Annotated in this window: 21 protein-coding genes and 1 tRNA gene; 10 read left to right on the top strand and 12 right to left on the bottom strand. The window is 58.9% G+C overall.

Translation table 11 applies throughout. The features are described from left to right. Positions 1 to 251: 251 nt before the first annotated feature. On the bottom strand, positions 252 to 836 hold the full coding sequence (locus ADB02_RS02550) for a hypothetical protein (protein ID WP_231367153.1): 585 nt from the start codon (positions 834 to 836) through the stop codon (positions 252 to 254). A gap of 260 nt (positions 837 to 1,096) precedes the next feature. Further along, a complete protein-coding gene (locus ADB02_RS02545) occupies positions 1,097 to 1,657 on the bottom strand; it encodes a hypothetical protein (protein ID WP_049189575.1) in 561 nt (186 codons plus the stop codon). A gap of 130 nt (positions 1,658 to 1,787) precedes the next feature. On the opposite strand from ADB02_RS02545, the gene ADB02_RS02540 reads away from it, so the two are divergent. Continuing rightward, a complete protein-coding gene (locus tag ADB02_RS02540; RefSeq protein WP_049189574.1) occupies positions 1,788 to 2,621 on the top strand; it encodes a DUF1266 domain-containing protein in 834 nt (277 codons plus the stop codon). 333 nt (positions 2,622 to 2,954) lie between these two features. Continuing rightward, a complete protein-coding gene (locus tag ADB02_RS11580) occupies positions 2,955 to 3,131 on the top strand; it encodes a hypothetical protein (protein WP_005510144.1) in 177 nt (58 codons plus the stop codon). A gap of 39 nt (positions 3,132 to 3,170) precedes the next feature. Here the strand turns inward: ADB02_RS11580 and ADB02_RS02535 are convergent, their stop codons facing one another. Both ADB02_RS02535 and ADB02_RS02530 read right to left on the bottom strand, forming a co-directional pair. After that, positions 3,171 to 3,938, bottom strand: a complete 768-nt coding sequence (locus ADB02_RS02535) for a lipase family protein (protein ID WP_241482385.1) — start codon at positions 3,936 to 3,938, stop codon at positions 3,171 to 3,173. Positions 3,939 to 4,484: 546 nt separating this feature from the next. Beyond that, positions 4,485 to 5,417, bottom strand: a complete 933-nt coding sequence (locus ADB02_RS02530; RefSeq protein ID WP_049189573.1) for an A/G-specific adenine glycosylase — start codon at positions 5,415 to 5,417, stop codon at positions 4,485 to 4,487. Between the two features lie 29 nt (positions 5,418 to 5,446). Between ADB02_RS02530 and ADB02_RS02525 the strand changes: the two genes are divergently transcribed. Next, complete coding sequence (locus ADB02_RS02525; protein ID WP_042388218.1) at positions 5,447 to 6,079, top strand: carbonic anhydrase; 633 nt, start codon at positions 5,447 to 5,449, stop codon at positions 6,077 to 6,079. 4 nt (positions 6,080 to 6,083) lie between these two features. Next, positions 6,084 to 6,794 (top strand): hypothetical protein, encoded by a 711-nt coding sequence (locus ADB02_RS02520; protein ID WP_016421452.1) that lies wholly within the window; start codon positions 6,084 to 6,086, stop codon positions 6,792 to 6,794. Here ADB02_RS02520 and radA read toward each other — a convergent pair. Further along, positions 6,791 to 8,350, bottom strand: coding sequence for a DNA repair protein RadA (gene radA, locus ADB02_RS02515; protein WP_016421451.1), 1,560 nt, complete (start codon positions 8,348 to 8,350; stop codon positions 6,791 to 6,793). The two genes, ADB02_RS02520 and radA, sit on opposite strands and share 4 nt — an antisense overlap. A gap of 292 nt (positions 8,351 to 8,642) precedes the next feature. After that, complete coding sequence (locus tag ADB02_RS02510; RefSeq protein WP_016421450.1) at positions 8,643 to 9,329, bottom strand: hypothetical protein; 687 nt, start codon at positions 9,327 to 9,329, stop codon at positions 8,643 to 8,645. Positions 9,330 to 9,483: 154 nt separating this feature from the next. Between ADB02_RS02510 and ADB02_RS02505 the strand changes: the two genes are divergently transcribed. From ADB02_RS02505 to rlmB, 3 genes are all read left to right on the top strand, one after another. Beyond that, positions 9,484 to 10,059, top strand: a complete 576-nt coding sequence (locus ADB02_RS02505; RefSeq protein ID WP_016421449.1) for a CarD family transcriptional regulator — start codon at positions 9,484 to 9,486, stop codon at positions 10,057 to 10,059. Between the two features lie 139 nt (positions 10,060 to 10,198). Then, positions 10,199 to 11,602, top strand: coding sequence for a cysteine--tRNA ligase (gene cysS, locus ADB02_RS02500; RefSeq protein WP_042388940.1), 1,404 nt, complete (start codon positions 10,199 to 10,201; stop codon positions 11,600 to 11,602). A gap of 57 nt (positions 11,603 to 11,659) precedes the next feature. Beyond that, on the top strand, positions 11,660 to 12,604 hold the full coding sequence (gene rlmB, locus ADB02_RS02495; protein ID WP_016421447.1) for a 23S rRNA (guanosine(2251)-2'-O)-methyltransferase RlmB: 945 nt from the start codon (positions 11,660 to 11,662) through the stop codon (positions 12,602 to 12,604). Positions 12,605 to 13,158: 554 nt separating this feature from the next. Here the strand turns inward: rlmB and ADB02_RS02490 are convergent. From ADB02_RS02490 to ADB02_RS02480, 3 genes are read right to left on the bottom strand one after another with little or no spacing between them, the layout of a single operon-like run. Further along, positions 13,159 to 14,031, bottom strand: a complete 873-nt coding sequence (locus tag ADB02_RS02490) for a metal ABC transporter permease (protein WP_049189572.1) — start codon at positions 14,029 to 14,031, stop codon at positions 13,159 to 13,161. After that, positions 14,031 to 14,711: a metal ABC transporter ATP-binding protein gene (locus tag ADB02_RS02485; protein ID WP_049189571.1), complete on the bottom strand. Its 681-nt coding sequence runs from the start codon at positions 14,709 to 14,711 to the stop codon at positions 14,031 to 14,033. The genes ADB02_RS02490 and ADB02_RS02485 overlap by 1 nt, the downstream gene beginning before the upstream one ends. A gap of 2 nt (positions 14,712 to 14,713) precedes the next feature. After that, positions 14,714 to 15,670, bottom strand: a complete 957-nt coding sequence (locus ADB02_RS02480) for a metal ABC transporter solute-binding protein, Zn/Mn family (RefSeq protein ID WP_049189570.1) — start codon at positions 15,668 to 15,670, stop codon at positions 14,714 to 14,716. A 317-nt stretch (positions 15,671 to 15,987) separates the two neighbouring features. On the opposite strand from ADB02_RS02480, the gene ADB02_RS02475 reads away from it, so the two are divergent. After that, a complete protein-coding gene (locus ADB02_RS02475; RefSeq protein WP_049189569.1) occupies positions 15,988 to 17,094 on the top strand; it encodes a LacI family DNA-binding transcriptional regulator in 1,107 nt (368 codons plus the stop codon). Between the two features lie 103 nt (positions 17,095 to 17,197). Then, entirely contained in the window at positions 17,198 to 17,821 is a 624-nt protein-coding gene (locus ADB02_RS02470; protein WP_049189568.1) for a flavin reductase family protein, read from the top strand. Here the strand turns inward: ADB02_RS02470 and ADB02_RS02465 are convergent. The 3 genes from ADB02_RS02465 to thrE all read right to left on the bottom strand — a co-directional run bounded on the left by ADB02_RS02465 (position 17,803) and on the right by thrE (position 20,562). Next, on the bottom strand, positions 17,803 to 18,279 hold the full coding sequence (locus ADB02_RS02465) for an META domain-containing protein (RefSeq protein ID WP_049189567.1): 477 nt from the start codon (positions 18,277 to 18,279) through the stop codon (positions 17,803 to 17,805). The two genes, ADB02_RS02470 and ADB02_RS02465, sit on opposite strands and share 19 nt — an antisense overlap. Positions 18,280 to 18,293: 14 nt before the next feature. After that, positions 18,294 to 18,671, bottom strand: coding sequence for a hypothetical protein (locus tag ADB02_RS02460; RefSeq protein ID WP_038626573.1), 378 nt, complete (start codon positions 18,669 to 18,671; stop codon positions 18,294 to 18,296). A gap of 238 nt (positions 18,672 to 18,909) precedes the next feature. Further along, the gene (gene thrE, locus ADB02_RS02455; protein ID WP_048731821.1) at positions 18,910 to 20,562 is read right to left on the bottom strand and encodes a threonine/serine exporter ThrE; all 1,653 of its coding nucleotides are present in this window, start codon (positions 20,560 to 20,562) and stop codon (positions 18,910 to 18,912) included. A gap of 360 nt (positions 20,563 to 20,922) precedes the next feature. Between thrE and ADB02_RS02450 the strand changes: the two genes are divergently transcribed. After that, positions 20,923 to 20,998 (top strand) — tRNA-Thr (locus ADB02_RS02450). Positions 20,999 to 21,047 lie beyond the last annotated feature (49 nt).

Here is a 21,047-nt window from a genome sequence, read left to right as displayed (position 1 = left end):
CCCTGAGCGTTGAAGCCGACGACATCGAAGGTGCTGCTGACCAAGCCGCTGCCGAGGCAGAGGTCGACTCCGATGACGACGGCCACAACCCGCCACCGGCTGGTGCGGGTGCTGGCCAGCCGCTCTAAGAGGTTTAGCCGCTAGCAGTACCAACGAACACTGCCGCCCCAGTTCCGACTCCATTATGGGAGGAACTGGGGCGGCAGTGTGTCTATATGCGGTCTTTCCTAAAAGCGCGGATAGTTGTAGTTCTACTTGGCCACGCCGAGGTCGACCAATGCTTTCTTTGCCACTTCGGGGTCATCATTTTTGATCATGTACTCAACGATTCCCTGGTCCTCTGGGAGGATTTCCGCAACTGTGATGAGGGACTCCACTCTCTGCGCCTTGAATGTGGAACCGCGCGTTGATTCTGCCGGAATCTCAACGGCATCCAAGACGGGCTTGCCGTCACGAACGGCGGCGGTGGCGGCAGGGTCATCGGTGAAGACTACGTAACCAACGTCGGGTGCCTTCGTAGTATCCACGGAACAGTTGGTACCCATTGCCTGTGGGGCAGGGGCGCTATCCGCACCATAGTAGCTAAACACCACTTCATAGTCTGTGCAGGCCCGCACGAAACTAGCAATCGGTTCGGGTGCGTGGTCGGCAGGGGTGAGGCCGCCAGCGGTATCCCCACCAGTGGCACCGGTAGCGCCACCGTTGGAAGCGCCGGGATCGGCAGGTGCTTCAGCGGCGGACTGTGCGGGAGCAGCGGACTCGTCTGACTTGTCACTAAAGAGCGCGTCTTTAGCTGCAACGTAGGCAATCGCTAGCACCACGATGCCCGCTATCACTAAGGGAAGGAGTAATAGCTGCTTCTTTACACTGAGACCTTTCGATGCGCCGCTGGCCTGAGCACCTGTCGTGCCCGCACTGGAGTTTGACCTGGAGATAGCAGTCGTATTTGCCGGAGATGCTCCAGTTTCTAGTAACGAGCCATGCTTGATGTAATGGCGATAGCCATTTTCCGCAATAGCCAGGTTTTGCTCGATGTGTGATGTGTCTTCTGCCCCATTAAATCGGTCGGGCGAACCCGGGTATGCAAGTCGAATCATTATTCAGTCCACCACCGTGAATCAATGTCGGAATACAGGGAGCGCATCGACTCTGCAAGCTCTTCCAAACTATTGCGATTGAGACGGTGCTTGTTTTCTTTCCATCGCTCAAAAAGCTCCGTCGACGACACTGCACGCGAGGCCTCAGTTCGTGCCTCTCGGCCTGCGGTCAGAGCCCACTGGGCGGCAAATTGCACACGTTTCGCAGCCTTTTCTGTGAAACCGCTCCACACTTTATATGTGTTGTAGAGCTGGACCACGACGGCCCAGCCGCCCTTGTAAGGCAGAACTGTGACGTTGCCCAGGTTGTCAAGTTCAAGGAACTCAAAATGGGATGGATCCTTCTTATCGGCGGTCACGAGGATCCTGCGGTTGGTGACAAACGCGGCACCATCCACCCCACTTGCTTTCGTAGCGGCGGCTTCCAGCACAATCTCGTCGACACCAAGGCCTTCTGCAACGGCTGCGGCGGCAGCGTGCACAATCTCGGAATCACCAGCACGTTTAAGTGCAGCACCGAGATCTGGCCGGTCTGTCATTGCAATTTGGGGTCCTGTCATGCACACGAGACTAACAACACAATAAAAACCGCGCCTGCCGTTCAGTGCTATGACATAACTCACCCCAGGTGTGGGGTGGCGTGTGAAGTAACGCTGACTCAACCCCGAAACCTCGGTACGTTGTGTGGGTATGAGCTCAACGTTCACGCCAGCAAAGTTTGATGATACTTGGATCTACCGCCTTACAAAGTTCCCATGGCCGGAACCGGCGCCGAGCAAAGATGAGGTGCGCCGCCACTCCTGGGGCATGCTGTACAAGAGCAATAAGGCGTTTGCGACCCCGCTAGGGGTTGAGGCCATCAACGCAAGGGCGGCCAAGTACTACAAAACATCTCTCGAGCAAAACTGGGGGGTCACTGGTGCACAGGAAGCGTATCAGGTTATTGATGCTCTGCTCGAAGGTGGCCAGCACGTGGAAAATGACCTGCTTTTACCGCTCGCATATGCAGTGAAGGACATCTCTGAGAACGAGCTCGAGGCAGAGATGGAGGAGCGAATCGAGTTTCTGAAAGACTTCTTTGTTGTCCAAGGCGTGGATCCGCGTGGTGCAGAACATAAGTTCCGTTACCTTGTACGGATGTTGCGCTCGGAGGGCTTTGCCAAAGCAGCGGCCCCGGCACTGCCCGCCACTACTCGCGCATGGGACATAATCCGTGTTCACAGCGTTGGTGGCGCGGCAACGGAGCTGGGGTGGATCTCTCCAGAAGAGTTCCTTCAGATTTCAGACAAGGCCGTGGCGGCGCTGCAGCGCTACTTCGTGTCGTGGGCTGACGTAGCCGCAAGTTTCTGGTGGGGTCGAATGATCTGGGCGAGTGATGGTGAGCCCGACGTCACCGCTGCGATGAAGGATCAATCGCAACGGCTCACCGAGCTGCTCGCACACAGTGATTCGCCTTGGGTGCGCGTGCCCTTGCACGACATCCAGGCCGAGGAGCCATTCGCATCCCTGGGCGGTTTGCACTAACTAGCTGTCGTCATTGTTCGGCGCGCTGTGGCGGTGGCCGGTTTCATGAGCTCACTAGGGGCGGTCACAAATAACGGATTGAGGCATCTATGGCGCAGGGACGGCGAGTTCAACGACATCTGCAAGGCGAAGTTACCTTCACCAATATGAGGCAAGGTCGGTAACGTTGATGCCGATGAGCGGTGCCTTGGCCGATTCTGAGGAAGATGACGGGCGTTCTCGGCAGCGCTGACGGTATCCTGAGCGTTTGTATCTGGCGACATCAAAAGTACTGCCGATCAGGCCACTGCCGAGGCAGAGGCCGAATCTGATAACTCCGAGGGAGAGAACTAAATGGGGATTCAATTTCGCAAGAAGCAGAACCTGGACAAGGACACGTGGCTGAACTACTCGGGTTCGGGAGTCTCTGGTTCTAAGCGTATCGGCCCAGTGACAATTAACAGCCGTGGCGGGTACACCGTCCGACTGGGCAAGGGCCTAACCTTCCGTGGTCGCTGGAAGAAAAAGTAGCTGTACTTGCTAGATGGAGGAAAGTGGCGGTTGTCGCCGCTAGTACCCCATTTTCTGATTCACCCAGGCAAGCATCTCTTCGTGGGTGAGCACGTAGGCAAGGCCGTGCGTCCCATCACCGAGGTCAGTGTCGACCTCCACGTAGGTGATGTCGGCGCCGGCCTTTTGCCACTTCTGCACAAGCTCGCGTGCCGACGTCACGGGTAACACATCATCCAATGCGTTATGGGTAACGAACACGGGCATACTGGGAGTCTTTGTGCCCAGAGCCTGCTCGTCCACGTGGCGTCGAACGACGGGGGAGAGCTCCGGCGAGCGCAGATTTTCCGCTATCCCCAAGTCGTTGGCCGTAAATGCCTTGGTGTCATTGCGAGGCCAACGTTCGACAGTGGCGCCAATGCATTCATCGGCGGTGAGCTTCAGGAAGTCCTGCCCCAGCGGGCTCAGCATGCGCTCGATCGGTTCTTTGGTCTCTGGGTACTCTGCAATCAAGCCGTTCATGAAGTAACCGACGAGTCCCGCCAGCGCCGAGCCGCGAATATGTAGCGCAGTGTCGGTGAGATCGGCTGGAATAGCCCCGGCGTAAACAGCGCGGATGTTCAGCTCCGAGGCGTACTCATCGGCTAGCTCGGCGGCTGCAGCGGTGGCACCTCCGCCTTGTGAGTAGCCGAAGAGCGCAATGGGAGTATCTGCAGGTAGTTGTAAAGCTTCAATAGTCGCTCGTGCCATATCGAGCGTGTTATTCCCGGCAACCTCACGGTTGAGGTACGGATGTACCCCGGGCGTGCCGAGCCCCTGGTAATCCACGATGGCAACATTCCAGCAGCTGAGGTGCCGGAGGCGTCGGAGGTGCTTCGTAGCGCAGCGCAACCGAACTGGCGCAGTTATCGGCCATCCCGAGAGTCCCCGGCGCAATCACCGCCAGAGGCCGTGGGGACTTCTCTGACCAGCGGGCATAGGGCTGCAGTACGGTACCAGATACCGCTGTTTGGCGGCGGTCGCGTGCACCTGTGGAGGAAAACACGACCCGCTGTGCGCGTGCGGGCGCATTGACCGGGAATGGTGTCTGCGTAATTACCTGCCCCGGAGGCAATCGCTTCACCGTAGAAGAGTCAGAATCTGGGGAGCCGAAGCCGATCGCACCTAGACCATCCAACGCTGAGCAACCACTGAGCACACCCGCGCTAGTGCCAATCAGCGAAATTCCGAGCATCATGCTCAGCGCAATTCTGCGCTTACTAGCCCCAAAGAGACAGCGTTGGCGCTGAGATCGATGGAGCGAGGCATTCATGCTCCTAATTCTAGGCAACGCACTTGTTCGAATCTGGTCTTTACCGGAGCATTGCCTCGGCTTTAACGGGGCAACTGGAAGCGGCCATCGGGAGTTTGCTCCGCAAGTCCGTCGTCAAGCAGGGAAAACAGTGCGCGGGAACGCTGATGTGCATCATCCCAGACCGCATCGAGAGCGGCCTGTTCGACGGGGGAGTCGGCGGCGCGGAGCACGTCGAGAAGCAAGCCCCGGACTTGGCGGTCGGTGCCTTCGAACTTCTGCACACGCCGTTTAGCAGCGGCGATTTCGTGGTCTTCGGGTTCGGGGCGACCGGCGGCGATCCAGGCGCAACTGGTAGCGATGGGGCAGACCTCGCACTCGGGTGTCGTTCGGCAGACGGTAGCGCCGAGTTCCATGAGTGCGACGGAAGTCTCGGCTGCAGTCGTGGGGTCGAGTGGTAGGAACTCTTCGACGAGGGTCATGTCGGCGCGTTTGGCGATGCCGGGAAGGTACGTGCCCTGGCGGTGTCGCCGGAGTACGCGGCGCACGTTGATGTCCACCACCGGCGTGCGCGCGCCAAAAGCAAACGCCGCTACCGCCCGAGCGGTGTAGTCTCCTACCCCCGGAAGGGCTAACAGTGTGTCCACGTCACTCGGCACTTCGCCGTCGTGCTTTTCGACGATCTTTTCTGCGCATTCACGCAGCCGGAGTGCACGTCGGGGATAGCCGAGTTTTCCCCACATACGCAGGACTTCATCTTTGGGGGCGACTGCCAGATCGGCTGGGGTGGGCCATTTTTCCAGCCAGGCGCGCCACGAGGGGATGACGCGGGCGACGGGAGTCTGTTGACTCATCACTTCGCTGACGAGCACAGCCCATGGTGAAGTGCCTTTTTCACGCCAGGGAAGTGGCCGCATATTGGCGCGATACCAATCGCGTAAGGCGGCATCGACGTGTTCGTCGAAGTCGTCGGATTGGTTAATTGCAGAGGTCAATCTACATTCTCGCTTTCCCATAAACAGCGGAGTCGTTGCACAATATAACTATGAGCAATTCTGAGAGGACTCCTGAGAGTGTATGGCAATCGATGGTGCGCGGAAACCTCCGCTTCTGCGAGAGCAAGACGGCGCATCCTCGCCAGGACTTGGTTCGTCGTAAGCAGCTGACGCAGGGGCAGAAGCCGAAGGCCGTTGTGCTGGCTTGCTCGGATTCCCGTGCACCGGTGGAGATTATCTTCGATCAGGGCCTGGGCGATGTATTCGTGATTCGTACTGCCGGTGAGATCACCGACCTGTCGGTGCTGGCTTCGCTGGAATTCGCAGTTGATGGTCTGGGAGTTCCGCTGGTGATTGTTCTCGGCCACGAGTCCTGCGGCGCTGTGGCTGCGGCGAAGAATGCACTGGACGGTGGCGAACTGCCGGGTGGTTTCCAGCGTGTGCTGATTGAGAAAGTCACCCCGTCGCTGTTGGCGGCTCGCAAAGATGGCGAGACGGAAATCGACGAATTTGAGCGGCGCCACGTGCGCGAGATTGTTAATCACATTATTGATCGCTCGCCAGAGATTTCATCGCGCTTGGTGACCGGCGAGGTGGGCGTTGTCGGTATGCGGTACCGCTTGGAGGACGGACGCGCTGAGACCGTCGTTACCCATGGAGTCAGCGAGAACCCGCTAACCTAAATGTGTGACCAATAAGCTGCCTCCAGAAATCTACCGGCGTCGGCGTATCGCCGCGGCGGTGTTGCTCGTTATCATCCTCGTTCTCCTGGGCTGGGGTATTTCCGCACTGGTAAACCGGGACAGCGAGGATTCTGAACCGGTGAATGTCACCAGGGATGACGGGAAAGAGGTGACCCCTCCGGAACAGCCCAAGGAACCTTACGCGCCTAAGTCTGACAAGGACTCGACGAAGGACAAGTCTGACAAGGATGCCAAGACGGACGCTAAGGAAGGCGAAGATTCCGCGAAGGATGACGCTCAGGCGGCGCTTGCGAACAAAAAGGACTGTAGCCTTGCAGACCTGCAGGTGACAGCCACCTCGGATCAGCCGAACTACGGCGATGAGCAGCCGACTCTGGCAATTACCGTCCACAATCCCACCGGCGGTGAATGCCGCGTGAACCTCGATGAGCAGCAGTTGCGCTTCGAGGTGTACGACCTGGCAACGTACGAGCGCGTCTGGTCGGATGTGGACTGCAATGACTCCGAAGGCCACGGTGAACTGGTATTGGCACCGGGCGAGGAAGTCAACTATGCCGCCACCTGGTCGCGTCTGACCTCGGCGCCGAACAAGTGCTCCGAAGAAGACCGCGTCCCAGCGCCCTCCGGGTCGTACATCTTCTACGGCGTGATTGGTGACAACAACTCTGACGCCTACACGTTCAACATGCGCTAGCGCTTAGTTCCCAACCCAAGCTCAATGGCCTCGGCAACGGTGCCTGCTTCCAGCAGCCGCATCCCCGCCGGGCCTTTTGCGCCTCTGGGCACAATTGCCGTGTCGAAGCCCATTCGATGAGCTTCCTTAAGCCGCCACTCCAAATCGGTCACTCGGCGCACTTCGCCGGCCAACCCCAGTTCGCCGAGTGCAATGGTTTTGTCCTGGAAGGTCCGCTTAGTCATGGATGAGGCCAGTGCCAGCGCGATTGCCAGGTCCGCGGCAGGCTCCGACAGCGTCATACCGCCGACGGTGGACACGTACATCTCCATGCGGGCCAACTGCTTGAAGTTTCCATGTTCAGTCAGCACGGCCGCGACCATCGGCACGCGGCGAGGGTCGAGGCCAGAGACATTGCGTCGCGGGTTGTGCGCCTCGGTATTGATTACCAGGCCCTGCACCTCCGCCAGCAGCGGTCTGCGGCCATCCATGGCCACGGTAATTGCAGTTCCCGAGGTCGGCGTTCGGTGATGCAAAAACAGCCCCGAGGGATCCTCAACTTCCGCAATGCCGCCCGCCGTCTGCTCGAAGCAGCCCACTTCATCGGTGCTTCCGAAACGGTTTTTCAGGCCGCGCAAGAAGCGTAGCCCCGAATGCCTATCACCCTCGAAGTTGAGCACCACATCAACCAGGTGTTCCATTGTGCGCGGGCCGGCCACATTGCCGTCCTTGGTCACGTGTCCTACCAGGAAAATCGCAGTTCCGGTCTCCTTTGCCAGCGCCGCCAGCGCAGAGGTTACGGCGCGAGCCTGGGCAACGCCACCGCGAGCACCTTCGACGTCGGCACGCATCGTCTGCACAGAGTCCACAATGAGCAGACCGGGGGAGAGCTCCAGCGTCAGATCGATGACGTCCTCGATATTCGACACTGCCGACAGGTACAGCGAGTCCGACAGTGCGCCAGTGCGCTCGGCACGCAGCCGCACCTGACCGACCGATTCCTCACCGGTGACGTAAAGCGTCGGCCCCAAATCGCCGTCCGCGCAGCGGTAGGCCACTTCAAGTAGCAGCGTCGACTTACCAACCCCCGGTTCGCCTGCCAAGAGCACCAACGAACCCGGCACAATACCGGAACCGAGCACTCGATCCAGCTCGCCGATGCCCGTGCGCACCGCGTGCGCAGCCTTGGCGGAAATCCCCGTGATCGCGGTCAACTCGGAAGATGAAGTGGGGATTCGATCTGTTGCGGAGGTCTCGGCGAGGAAACGTTCCTCCGCCTCGTCGTCAAGCGCGCGCTGTGCTAGACGCTGGCTTTCAGCCGCGACGGAAGTGGAAGATGCTTTACGACGACCACCCCGCGCGCCGGGTTCCGTCGCGGCAGCGCTACGGCGACGTTGCTTGGCTGCCCGCGCGGCAATTTTGTCCTCCAGCGTGGAGGCGGACTTCCCACCGCTGGAGCGGATAGTGACCTTCTCTAGCGTGCCCCACTCTTTGCAGTTGGGACATTGGCCGACCCATTTCGACACCTGCCAGCCGCATGCTGAGCATTCGTAGGCTTCGTCTTTGGTCTTGGCCACGGTGCAACCACCTTTGCTTCAAGAGAGGGGACACGACAGACTCCACAACGTGTGTTGTGCGGTATGCGGTGAATGTCGCGAGAAAATTTACCCCAGATACGCGAGAGCGGGCCAGGGCAGTGTCAATGACTTGTGTCAAGGATGACTGTACTGCCGTGACCCGTATCAAGCGACCAATCGCCCATGCCCGCTCGATGAAGCGCCTCGCGTTATTTGCGGGACAGGACTGCGCTGTACCAGCGCCTAAAAGTGCGCTGCGCGCGAACAGCGCAGGAACACCACTGTGCTGCGATTACTTGGATTCAATCATGCCGTCAGCACCGCGGTTCGGTGCGCCAGCTTCCAGAATGTCAGCAGAGATGGTGATGTCCAGGTCGTAGGTGTTGGTCTGGCCCTGCGGGTCAGTGAACTCGAAGGTGGCCTCGCGGTTCTGGCCAGCAGCGCTGCTCTTGTCGCCAACCAGGGTGCTCGGGTCCAGCTCATTGGTGTAGTACGCGATGCAGCCGGTGTTGTCCTTGGCGGTCTTAGCCAGCGGATCGATGACGGACTTCGGGCCGGCAACAATCTGGCACTCACGCGGCAGGGAGTCCTCGCCCTTTGCAGCCTTAGCGAAGGAAGGTGTCTCAGCGACCTTCTTCAGCTCAACCTCGCCGATACCTTCAACGGTGACGGACTTCAGCTTGTAGACCGACTCGGTAGCGCGCTGCTGGTTGCTGGCGGAGAACTTCAGACCAGCGGTACCAGCCTCCGGGTCAACCAGGATATGAGCGTCGCGGATGTTGACGAAGCCAAGAGCCGAGTTGGTGTTCTCAGCACCCTTGCCGGCAGCATCTTCGCCGCCGTTCATCGCACCGTCTACAGCCGGGTGCTGATTTGCGGTCTGCGAAATCTGACCGGCGCCACAAGCAGCAAGTGCAACTGCGGATGCTGCGGAGACGGTGATGAGGGCGCTGCGGCGAAGTACGGACTTGAAGGCCATGACTAGATTTCCTCCAGTAGCTTGAGGATGGGCGATAGGATTTTCAGTATTTAAAGAACACCTTAGTGTCTTCCTAAGATGTTCTCATACTACCCGTAAAATCATGGGGGGACATGATAGGGTGGAAGGCCGTTGGAAAGGGCGTGTGCATTACATGGAATTCAGCATTGGGGATACCGTAGTTTATCCGCACCACGGAGCTGCGAAAATCGAAAACATCATTGAACGAGAGCTTAACGGTGAGACCGTTCAGTACCTCGTACTGCAGATTCTGCAGAGTGATCTGAATATCCAGGTGCCCGCCAAGAATGCCGAGCTGGTCGGTGTCCGCGATGTTGTCGGTGAAGAGGGGCTGCTGAAGGTCTTCTCCGTTCTGCGTGAGACCGACGTAGAAGAGGCCGGCAACTGGTCCCGTCGCTACAAGGCCAACCAGGAGCGCCTGGGTTCGGGCGACATTAACAAGGTCGCTGAGGTAGTTCGTGACCTGTGGCGCCGCGATCAGGATCGCGGTCTGTCCGCCGGCGAAAAGCGTATGTTGAGCAAGGCTCGCCAGGTTCTCGTCGGTGAGCTCGCGCTTGCCGACGGCGTTGATGAGGCCAAGGTCGAGGAAGTTTTTGCCCGCGTCGATGCCACTATCGAGCGTCACCGCGCGCTGGCACAGGAAGGTACCGCCGGTGAGAAGAAGGACGAGGCCGACGATAAGCCGGTGGACCTGGACGCAGACGCATAAGTCGTTTCCCTTCCTCGGTTCCTTCCAGTAGGGATTTTCTGCACTTTTCCGGTTAACGGCTAGCGCACATACATTGCCCGTGTGCGCTAGCCGTTTTCTCTTTTTCACCCGTATCTATTTCCCCGCTATGCTCGGGGCTGTGACTTTTCAAATCTTCGATACCGCAACCCGCCAACTGAAGGATTTTGAGCCTCTCCGCGAGGGGCATGCCTCCATTTACCTGTGCGGTGCGACCCCGCAGGCTCAGCCGCACATTGGCCATGTTCGCTCCGGCGTGGCCTTTGATATCTTGCGCCGTTGGCTGATCGCCAAGGGGTATGACGTCGCCTTTGTGCGCAACGTCACCGATATCGATGACAAGATTTTGAACAAGGCCGCCGAGCACGGCCGTCCTTGGTGGGAGTGGGTCTCTCGCTTTGAGCGCGAATTTACCTGGGCTTACAACCAGCTCGGTGTTCTCCCGCCGAGCGTTGAGCCGCGCGCTACCGGGCATGTCACTCAGATGGTGGAGTATATGCAGCGTCTGATGGATAACGGCTTCGCCTACGCTGTCGATGGCAGCGTCTATTTCGACGTGGATGCCTGGTCCAAGGCTGAAGGCAGCGACTACGGCAGCCTGTCCGGCAACCGCGTCGACGAGATGGAGCAGGGCGAGACCAATACTCCGGGCAAGCGCGGTGCGCACGATTTCGCACTGTGGAAGGCTGCCAAGCCGGGCGAGCCCTCGTGGCCGACGCCGTGGGGCAATGGCCGGCCGGGCTGGCACCTGGAGTGCTCCGCCATGGCCACCTACTACTTGGGCTCGGAGTTCGACATCCACTGTGGCGGCCTCGACCTGCAGTTCCCGCATCATGAAAACGAGATTGCGCAGTCGCACGCAGCCGGCGACGGCTTTGCTCGCTACTGGATGCACAACCACTGGGTCACAATGGCCGGCGAAAAAATGTCGAAGTCGCTCGGTAACGTGTTGTCCGTGCCGCATATCCTGACCATGGTTCGTCCGGTTGAGCTGCGTTACTACCTCGGTAGTGCGCACTACCGCTCCGTGCTGGAGTACTCCGAGGAGGCTCTGCAGGAAGCGGCAGCGGGCTACCGTCGTATCGAGGCGTTTATGCACCGTGCCGTCGATAAGCTCGGCGATATAGAAATCGGTGAGTGGACGCCGGCGTTCGAAGCAGCGCTCGACGACGACCTCGCCGTCCCACGCGCGCTCGCGGAAATCCACAACGCTGTTCGCGGAGGTAATCAGGCGCTTGCCGACGGCGACGAGACCAAGGCCAAGGAGATTGCCGGTGCTGTCCGCGCTATGGCCGCAGTCCTTGGGTTCGATCCGCTGAATGAGCAGTGGGCAACCTCCGATTCCGGTTCCGATGCGGCAATGCATGCGCTCGGTGTGCTGGTTGAGCACCAGTTGGAGGAACGCACCCGGGCTCGTGCAGAGAAGGACTGGGCTACGGCTGATGCTGTGCGCGACCGTCTGAAGGAAGCGGGTATCGAGGTAACTGATACCGCGGATGGTCCAGCATGGTCTGTCGCTGACTAGGGCTGAAAAGCTGGCTTTAGGCTAAAGAAAACTATTAACAACAGGAAGCAGGTAGCTATGGCAGGCAACGGTCGTCGTGGTGCAGTGCGCAAGGCAAGCAAGAAGAACGTTGGCGGCTCCGGTGGCCAAAAGCGTGGCTTGCGTGGCAAGGGGCCGACCCCGAAAGCAGAGGACCGCGTTTATCACGCAGCTCATAAGCGGGCGAAAGAGAAGCGCCGCCGTGACTCGGGGCGTCATGAGCGCAAGGGGGATGGCACCGAGCTGGTAGTTGGCCGTAACCCGGTCGTGGAGTGCCTGCATGCAAAGGTGCCAGCGGCCGCGCTGATTGTGGCGCTGGGTACCGACAATGACGAGCGCCTGCAGGAGTCAGTGCGTATTGCTAACTCCCGTGGTATCCCGATTCGCGAGGTACCCCGCCACGAGTTGGACACCATGACCGGCAACACCATGCACCAGGGTATCGGCCTGCAGATTCCGCCGTACAAGTACGCATCTGTCGAAGATCTGATTGATTCTGTGGCCCAGACCGGTGAGCCGGGCCTTATCGTCTGCCTGGATAACATCACTGATCCGCGTAACCTGGGTGCGGTCATTCGCTCGGTGGCGGCCTTTGGTGGTCACGGTGTGGTGATTCCGGAGCGTCGCTCGGCTGCCATTACGGGCGTCGCCTGGCGTACCTCTGCTGGTACTGCTGCGCGTCTGCCGGTTGCGCGGGCGACCAACATGGTGCGCTCGCTCAAGCAGTTCCAGAAGGCTGGTTACCAGGTCGTTGGACTGGATGCCGGTGGCGATCACACTCTGGACACTTACGACGGCACCACCCCGGTGGTTATGGTCGTCGGCTCTGAGGGCAAGGGACTTTCGCGCCTGGTGCGCGATACCTGTGACACCATCATGTCCATTCCGATGACCGGTTGGGTTGAGTCGCTCAACGCTTCCGTTGCTGCCGGCGTGACTCTGAGTGAGTTTGCCCGCCAGCGCCGGGCTAAGAGCAGTCAGTAGCGCATTTGATACCCCCGTAGGCGCCATTATCAATTCGTTATAGTAATGGCGTTTACGTGGGGTATTTTGCGTTCTAAATGGCGGCCGGTACTTATGGCTACCCCCAGTAGTTCAGCGCTTTAAAGATAATTCTATTTCCGGCGTGCGCTGCAGAAATGACGGCGTTATTATCACTTCCAACAGAAAATTATCCGTAGTTTCCTGAAGGGGAGGGCGGGCATATCATGCTCCTAGAAATGGGGGCGTAATTGGCCGTAGTTTAGGGAAGCGCACGGACCTAGCGGTGGCTTGTACAGCTAGCTTTGGGTCACTGAGATGTCAGACCACGACATCCTCAGCGTTAGTTTTTCTGTCTGCCGGGGCAACCCATTTCGGCAGTCTCGCAGTCTTAAAAAGAGCTGGGGGTATTGGAGTCTGCTTTTAGAGAATCCAGCAAAAATACGGGCAGCCCCTCGGTGGCGAGAGGGAAGGTGCGCACCTTCTCCGCAATCGTCACTCGAGGGGCTGCCCGATGTTTTTGTTGTTTTAAAAGCCACTCCGAAAAGCGTATGTGTCTATTTGCTCCACTTGGCAGCCTGGACGTCGTCACGCGTTGCCTTGCGCGATTGCACCGTTCCGATGGCGTAGCAGATCAGGTAGATGACAAATGCGATTGTCGTCACTAGAACGCTGACCGGGATGCCCGGTGCGAGTGAGAGAACAATGCCGCCGACGGCCGCGACCTCGGCGAAGATGGTCGACAGGATGATGGCCTTTACAGGAGAGGCGGTGACGAATGCGGCCGCAGCACCAGGGGTGATGATGAGGGCGATGACGAGCAGAGAGCCGACAATCTGTACGCCCTGGGCGGCGACGAGACCGGTGAGAATCGCGAAGTAGATCGATAGCGCCTTCACATTGACACCACTAGCGGCGGCCATGATGGGGTCGGCGGAGGCGAATAGCAGCGGCCGCCATTTCCAGGCAACGCCGCCGACGACGATGACCGCGACGATGGCCATCGTCCATAGAGAAGTGTCAGTCAGACCAATGATCTGGCCGGTGAGAAGTGAAAACGCGGTACTTGTCCGGCCAGGGTAGAGGTGGATAAACAGCACCGATAAGCCCATGCCGAAGCTCAAAACCACGCCCACAACCGCATCTTGGCGCCCTCGAAGCGACAGTGCTGCCAGGACTATTGCGATGAGCACCGAGCCGATAATGGCGCCGCTGCTGACACTGACACCCAGTAATAGAGCCGCGGATGCGCCCATGAGTGCCAGCTCACTGGTGCCGTGGACAGTGAAGCTCATCTGCCGCATGACGATTAGTGGCGAGATGATGCCGGAAATCAGCCCAAGCAGTGCCGCTGCAATGAGGGCATTGTGGACGAAGCCGACCTGGAGTAGAGCGGCGGTGTCGGAGAAATACTGAGCCAGTAGGGTCATTAGGCGATAACCAACTTTCCCTCGACACGGGCAACCACAATTTTGGTTTGGTAGAGCTCCGAGAGCGTCTCTGAGGTGATGATTTCCTCGACCGATCCGACCGCATGTCCATGCGGCGTGAGGTAGAGCACTCGGTCACAGACACCCAGGATGGGATTGATGTCGTGGGTGACAAAGACGACTGCCGTGTCATTTTCCCGGCGATGCCGGTCCAGGTGCTCGACCGTGGTCCGTTGTGCCGCAGGGTCGAGGGAGAGCAGAGGCTCGTCGCAAAGCAAAAAATCCGGTGCCGAAACGAGCGCCTGCGCCTGACGCACAAGCTGTTGCTGACCGCCAGAGAGCGTGCCGACACGACGGTCCGCAATACCCGTTGCGCCGACAAACTCCAGCATCTCGTCGGTGGCGGAGCGGTTCTTGCCAGCTGCCAGCTCGACGAGGTCGCGAACCCGAATGGGCAGCGAGGGCTCGAACATCCGCTGCTGCGGAATGTATCCCAGATTCCCGTCGACTTTTACTGAACCGTGAGTCAGCCGCCGCATGCCAAGGGCGGTGGTCAGCAGCGTGGATTTGCCGACGCCGTTCGGACCCAGGATGGCCAAGAACTCGCCGGGCTCGATATCCAAATTCAGACCGGACCACAGCGGTTCGACGGCTGCGTCAGTAAAAGTCAGTGAGGGCAAAGTTATGCGGACTCCATATCGGAAAGGGTTTGCTTGTAGAGGTCAAAGAACGACTGGTCAGTGCTCGGCGACTCAAAAACATCGACGATTTTAACGCCCTTTGCCTTGGCTGCCTCGACGAGTCGCTGCGAGACCTGGTCGTGGGTCTGTGGCGAGTCGATGAGGTAGTCCAGCTCGCCGGACTCGATCAGCTTGAGCATTTCATTGACATCGCTTGCCGACGGCTCGGACTCATTCAGCGTGGACTGGCGGTAGCCCTTCGGGGTGATGTCCTCGACCTTCGTGTCCTTCAGGATGTCATCGGCCAGCGGGTGAACCTGAGCAACCTTAGCGGCCTTGAGCTTGCTCTTGGCCTCTTCGATGTCCTTGATTTCCTTATCGACAGCCTTGGTGTCGGCCTTGGCGCCCATCTTGGTCAGAGCTTCGGCGAGCTGCTCTGCAGTTTCTTCAACCGCATCGGTGTTGTACCAGACGTGCTCGTTGGCCTCGCCATCGTGGTGGTGGTGCTCGTGGCCGTCGTGGTCGCCATGGTCGTGGTCATGGCCCTCGTGATCGTGGTCGTGATCGTGGTTGTGGCCCTCTTCCTGCGGCAGCGCAGAGATGATGACCTTATCCTTTGCGTCACGCAGAGAGGAGGTCAGCCATGCGTCGTAATGCCCGCCACCTGCGACGAGAATATCGGCGTCCTCTACCTTTGCCATGTCGGCTGCGGCCGGTTCGTAGGAGTGAGGATCGATGTCGTTGGACGCGATAATCGGGTCGATGGCGACCTTCTCGTCGTCGGTGACTGCGTCGGCGACGTCTGCCCAGACCTTGGTGGAGGTGACCACCTTAATGGTGTCTTCGGACTTGCCCGCGGACGTAGCGCTGTCATCATTGCTGGAGCATGCGCCGAGACCTGCGACGAGGCCGGCGCTGGCGACTAGCGCCGCGATGCGCGTGGAAAAGCGTGCCTTCATGTATGTATCCAATCCTGTTGCGGGCTGAATTATTCCTTTTATTCAGCTCCTGAGCATTAACCGCTATTGAAAACAGTTGTCTTTTAGTTCAAAGAACATAGTAGGGGCTGCGGAGACCCAGTCACAAGGCGGGCCTCTGCCGGAGTGGCCGAAATGACAGTCGCGCACATTCGTTGGGTAAAGTTGTCCGCGATTAGATGCGTGTGATGCTCGTTGTAGTTCTTTTCCATAAAATCGAGGTTTTCTACCTGAGGTAGCTGGACGAAGATATCTGAGCGGGCAGTCGCTGTTGGTTTTTCAAGAAGGGTCGGTATTCCGTGCAAAGTCGGCGTCGTCGTGGCACCTTGGCTTCCATCGCTGCAGAACTTGGGGTCTCGCGCACGACTGTGTCTAACGCTTACAACCGTCCTGACCAGCTCTCGGAGAAGTTGCGAGAGCACATCTTGGAAACTGCGGAGCGGCTTGGCTATCCCGGGCCGGACCCAATGGCTCGCGGTCTGCGCATGCGCCGGGTTGGCGCCATCGGCGTGCTGTTCACCGAGCACCTCCCGTTCGCTTTTGAAGACCCTGCGTCGGTGGATTTTCTCGCCGGCCTCGCAGAGGAGCTCGGCGAAATGGGCGACTCCATGTTGGTCATTCCAGCTTCCTCCGAGGAGGGCGGGGACGTAGATCTCAATCTGATTCGGCAAGCGGTGGTCGACGGTTTCGTGGTCTACTCCGTCGCGGACAACGACCCGTTCCTCGCTGCCGTGCGCGCTCGCGGCTTGCCGACGGTCGTGTGTGACCAGCCTGCAGATGCGGCGGCTCTACCGTTTGTGGGCATCGACGACCGTGAGGCCATCAAGCCCGCGGTGCGGCACCTGACTGAACTGGGACATCGCAAGGTGGGAATCCTTTCGGTGCGCTTGTCGCGTACCCCGAACTCGGGATATGTCACGGAGAAGCGGCTGGCAGAAGCTCATCACCAGGTGCAGAAGAACCGCGTCGAAGGTGCGCTGGAAGCGCTTGCCGAGGCCGGTATTCAGCAGGCAGATGTGCCTATCATCGAGCGTCACCTCAATGACCGCGAGAATAACCGCGATGCGGCTCGCCAGCTGCTGACCGACAACCCGGATCTCACGGCGGTGGTCTGTACCACGGATACTCAGGCAATTGCGGTCTTGGAATATGCCAAGGAGAACGGAATTCGTGTTCCGGAGGACCTGTCCATCACAGGCTTTGACGGAATCGAGCGCGCCCTCTTCCACAAGCTGACCACTGTAATTCAGCCGAATAGGCAGAAGGGCATTGCCGTCGGCCGCGCGCTGGCCGAGGAGCTTGAGGCCGCACGCGAGGACAGCGGTCGCGCTCCTCGCGTCTTGTTGGAGACTGAGTTTGTCGTTGGATCGACAACCGCAGCGCCGTCGGCACCGTCAGCCGGGTAGCGGGCCGACGAGGGTAACAACATCGTGGCGCTATCGGGGGCTCTTGGGGTGGTAAACCCCACCTCGTCTTTACTGTGTTCGGATTCAGATTAAGGTCTATTACATGACAGATTCAACAAATTCGAGCACCGACCAATCAGCTGCGGCTCTCAATAGTCCGGAAGCTACCCGCGACGACCATGTCGAACTTGGCGGCCCCGTCGAATTGGATGAAATGTCTATCCGTGGCGCGATGAGTGAGTTCACCACAGGCGTGACCATTATCGCCACCGAGGATGAAGGCGAAGCGTACGGTTTCGCCTGCCAGTCTTTTTCCTCGCTGAGTCTCACTCCACCGATGGTTCTGTTTACTGTCATGAAGACCTCGCGGTCTTGGCCGCATATACGGAACGCTGGACGCTTCTCCGTCAATGTGTTGGCCGAGGATCAGGAGGATATCTCGGCAGCCTTCGGCCGCAGTAATGGCGAAAAGTTCAAGACGGGGAAGTGGACCCGCTCTGAGCTGGGCAACCCTTTATTGCACGGCTGCTCCGTGTGGATTGATTGCACCGTCGTCGATGTTTACGAAGGCGGCGATCACTGGATTGTGACGGCGGATATTGTGGCTATCGGCAAGCGTGAAGAAATCAATCCGCTCATTTACCACCGCGGTTCTTACGCACGGGTTTCTCACCCCGGCACCGATGCGCCTGTCGATCAGAAGTGGCGTCAGCGCCCCTCGGTGTAACCCGAGGTTGTCGCAGTCCAGCCACGGCGATCCTCGCCTGGCTTGGGGTCTTTCATCTCTCGCATGCGCAGACCGTTGTTGTCCTGCTTGTAGGTGAATTCGCCCGCAACAATCTTGTGGAAGCGCTCCGAATAGGTCTGCGCCTGGTCTGAGCAGTCCAAACTGCGAGTCTGCTCCGGGGCGCCGAATTCGACCGCCTCGCCCTTCCACTGCAGCGAACCAGAGCCGTTGCCACAGGAATCAGCGAAAGTATATGTTGTCTGCCCCAGCGTAATAGTCGGTGCCTGCGTTCCGTCCGGCACACCGTGGGGCAGGTTTGGGTCATCAAAAATCGCGGTTATCTGCCACTGCTTGCCGACGATCTCCGCTGCCGGCTTTGCCTGGCATGCGGTAGCCGTCATGGACACCGCCGCAACGACAGCTACTGTGGCAACCGCCTTTTTCCCGCTCCGCCCCATGCTGCGTGACCCCGTTAGTTAGCTGCCTTCTTGGTGCTCTTCTTAGCAGCCTTCTTCGTCGTCTTCTTGGCGGCCTTCTTTGTAGCCTTCTTCGCCGTCTTACGAGTGGTCTTCTTTGCTGCCTTCTTGGCCGACTTCTTTGCAGTCTTCTTAGTGGACTTGCGTGTGCGCTTTGCGGTCTTCGGAGCGTTTTCCTTCTCGTACTCCTCGTGAACCTTCTTGAAGCTCAGGCCTTCCTTCTCCACTCCGAGCATGCACATCAGAGTGACGGCATCGTAGAAGTCCTCGGCGAAGGTAGCCACAATTCGCCGTGCGCCAGCAGCGGTCTTTTCTTCGACCTTGTGAAGAGCCTCGTTCTGAGCAGTGCGAGTGTCTGTGACCTTCGGTGGCACGAATCCTCCTGGCAAGCATGGCCTTAATTGCGCCCAATACACCTACTTCTGCCAGCCATCTAGCCATATGCTCCCGTCACTGAGCTCAACCGAGTTCAGCGGAGAAGGAATGGGATTGTGATGACGCAGTTTCGGCTTTAAGCGCTACTTACAATTCAAAAACCTAATTCTACCACGTTGTTGATAGGTCGCGCGGTGTGGACAACCTGGTTCCGGAAGCGACCAGTTCACGCAGCGACTAGTCCAGGCGCGGGTTCATACCGCCCTTGAAGCGGTAGTTGCGTGGACGGCGAGGCTTGTTCCGCGGATTCACAGGACGGATGCGACGCATACCGGCTCGGATTGGACGGGTCAGGCCACTGTCTTCGCGCAGTGCGCGAGGGCGACGGAGCCTACGCGCCATCCATTCACCGAGGACAATGCCCGCAGCTAGTGCCGTCGCAATGCCCAGCGCTGAGGCCAGCGCCGTAAACCCCTTGGTCGGGTGGTCGTGCAGCAGTGCGTGCATACCGCGGTAGATTGTCATACCCGGAAGCAGCGGGGTGACGCCTGCCACTGCCGTAATCAGCGGTGGGATGGACCAACGTCGTGCCAGCAGGCCGCCGATGAGACCAATCAGCGTTGCTGCCGCGCCGGCGCTGGTCACCGGATGAATTCCCAGTGGAGTCAACACGTAGTAGTAGGTCATTGACCCCAGCAGGGCGACCGTTCCGGACACTGCCAACGCGGTGAACCCAGCATTCGAGGCCAACGCAAATGCGATTGAGGCGGTAGTTCCCGCTATCACCCGCACTGTTGCCTGTGCAAGGTTGAGGTCGGAGCCCGCGATGACGTCGGGAAGCGGAATGCCCAGCATTCCGGAAAACTCGATGCCCATTGCGATGCCAGCGACGATGCCGCCGGTCAACAACATGGTGTCGAAGAAGCGCGCCGAGCCAGTCACAGGTGCGCCGGTGATGCCGTCTTGCAGTGCTTGCACGAGGGTTAGGCCGGCGAGCATCACGATAATTCCCGAAGCGATTAGCCTGGATGGCTGCATTTCAAAGGGGAGATACGCCTGCGCCGCATTGAGTACAGCAGCGGAGAGTGTGGCGATGAGACCACCGACTGCGTTCTGGAAGAATGTGGGCAACTCGCGGGCGGCGAGTTCGCCAATCACGATGACGATGGCCAGTGTGACCGCAGCTGCGATAAGGGCAACCTCGAAACTCGAGCCGAGCAGCACTGTCACAGATGAAGCCAGCAATGCCCAGCCAGCGTAGATGACGCGGAGGCGGTATTTTGCGGGCTCACGCTCGACCTTGTCGATAGCCTCAATAGCCTCCTCCAGGCTCAGATGGCCCGCGCGGATTCGGCGGATGACACGATCGGTGTGACGTAAGCGCTCGAAGTCGGGCACTGGTGCGGTGACCACGCGCATAGCCGTAATCGGTGTGCGGCGGGCACCGATGAGGTGGTAGACTGTCACGGAGGTCAAGGTGATGTCAACCTGGATCTGGGTGAGGCCATAGGCCGAGGTCACGGCTTTAATCTGCAGCTCGGTGTCGCGGTTGCCCGAGCCGCATGCCAGTAGCAGCCCGCCGATGCGAGCAGCGAGATCGAGTACGGCCGTGACCTGGCTGGGGTCGGAATAATCAATCGGGGCCAGCGGTAGTGGGGTAGTGGTCGAGTGCACTAGGTCGACAGTTGCCGTTGGGCCGGAAACGAAATCAATCACGCGCTGCTTGAAGGTGGACTGATCGTCGATTGCAGGAAACTGGGTCTGCGGAGTGTCGTCGTGAGAGACAGTGGGGTCAGCGCCGTAAGCGACAGCGGCTTCGGCATCGTAGGCATCATCCTTCGCAGCGGAGTTTTCTTCGGCGTTGGATTTGTTGCCACCATCGAATGGCATGTCGGCACTTCCTTTCCCCGATACTGCCTGGGGTGCATTGCAGTGATGCTGCAAAGACGCGATGTGGAGACGTTGCAGAAACATAGCCCCAGTGATTTAGCGATAGTCACACTACCCCGTCAGCGACCGAGAATCTCAATTCGTTTTTGAGGCGGCGAATTTACTTATCTGAGCGGGGCTTTTAGTGTGCAGAAAAGTGTTCAGGAAGTGCGGTTGCAGTATTCCTGTGGTGTCGTTTTTAACTTCTGCTTGCCAACCTGTACAATCGCCTGTCAGCGGCACAGCTGAGTTCGATTCTCAGGTTGACTCTGATTCTTTCGAGCCAGCGAAGGCTAACGCCAAAAGGGTCGCTTTAAAGTTGCCGGGATGGCGCAATTGGTAGCGCAACTGATTTGTAATCAGTAGGTTACGGGTTCGAGTCCCGTTTCCGGCTCCAAAACCCCAGGTCAGGAAGTTTTCCGGCCTGGGGTTCTTTGGTTTAAAGG

The organism is Corynebacterium sp. 212_CJEI (genome assembly GCF_001055915.1).
Classification (GTDB): domain Bacteria; phylum Actinomycetota; class Actinomycetes; order Mycobacteriales; family Mycobacteriaceae; genus Corynebacterium; species Corynebacterium jeikeium_D.
The sequence above is the reverse complement of the archived record's forward strand: the minus strand, read 5'-3'. Positions and strand labels throughout refer to the sequence as shown.

Coding starts and splice junctions, on each gene's coding strand:
- ADB02_RS02545 (WP_049189575.1), bottom strand. CDS start 1,657: ATGACAGGACCCCAAATTGCAATGACAGACCGGCCAGATCTCGGTGCT.
- ADB02_RS02540 (WP_049189574.1), top strand. CDS start 1,788: ATGAGCTCAACGTTCACGCCAGCAAAGTTTGATGATACTTGGATCTAC.
- ADB02_RS11580 (WP_005510144.1), top strand. CDS start 2,955: ATGGGGATTCAATTTCGCAAGAAGCAGAACCTGGACAAGGACACGTGG.
- ADB02_RS02530 (WP_049189573.1), bottom strand. CDS start 5,417: ATGGGAAAGCGAGAATGTAGATTGACCTCTGCAATTAACCAATCCGAC.
- ADB02_RS02525 (WP_042388218.1), top strand. CDS start 5,447: ATGAGCAATTCTGAGAGGACTCCTGAGAGTGTATGGCAATCGATGGTG.
- ADB02_RS02510 (WP_016421450.1), bottom strand. CDS start 9,329: ATGGCCTTCAAGTCCGTACTTCGCCGCAGCGCCCTCATCACCGTCTCC.
- ADB02_RS02505 (WP_016421449.1), top strand. CDS start 9,484: ATGGAATTCAGCATTGGGGATACCGTAGTTTATCCGCACCACGGAGCT.
- rlmB (WP_016421447.1), top strand. CDS start 11,660: ATGGCAGGCAACGGTCGTCGTGGTGCAGTGCGCAAGGCAAGCAAGAAG.
- ADB02_RS02490 (WP_049189572.1), bottom strand. CDS start 14,031: ATGACCCTACTGGCTCAGTATTTCTCCGACACCGCCGCTCTACTCCAG.
- ADB02_RS02480 (WP_049189570.1), bottom strand. CDS start 15,670: ATGAAGGCACGCTTTTCCACGCGCATCGCGGCGCTAGTCGCCAGCGCC.
- ADB02_RS02470 (WP_049189568.1), top strand. CDS start 17,198: ATGACAGATTCAACAAATTCGAGCACCGACCAATCAGCTGCGGCTCTC.
- ADB02_RS02465 (WP_049189567.1), bottom strand. CDS start 18,279: ATGGGGCGGAGCGGGAAAAAGGCGGTTGCCACAGTAGCTGTCGTTGCG.
- thrE (WP_048731821.1), bottom strand. CDS start 20,562: ATGCCATTCGATGGTGGCAACAAATCCAACGCCGAAGAAAACTCCGCT.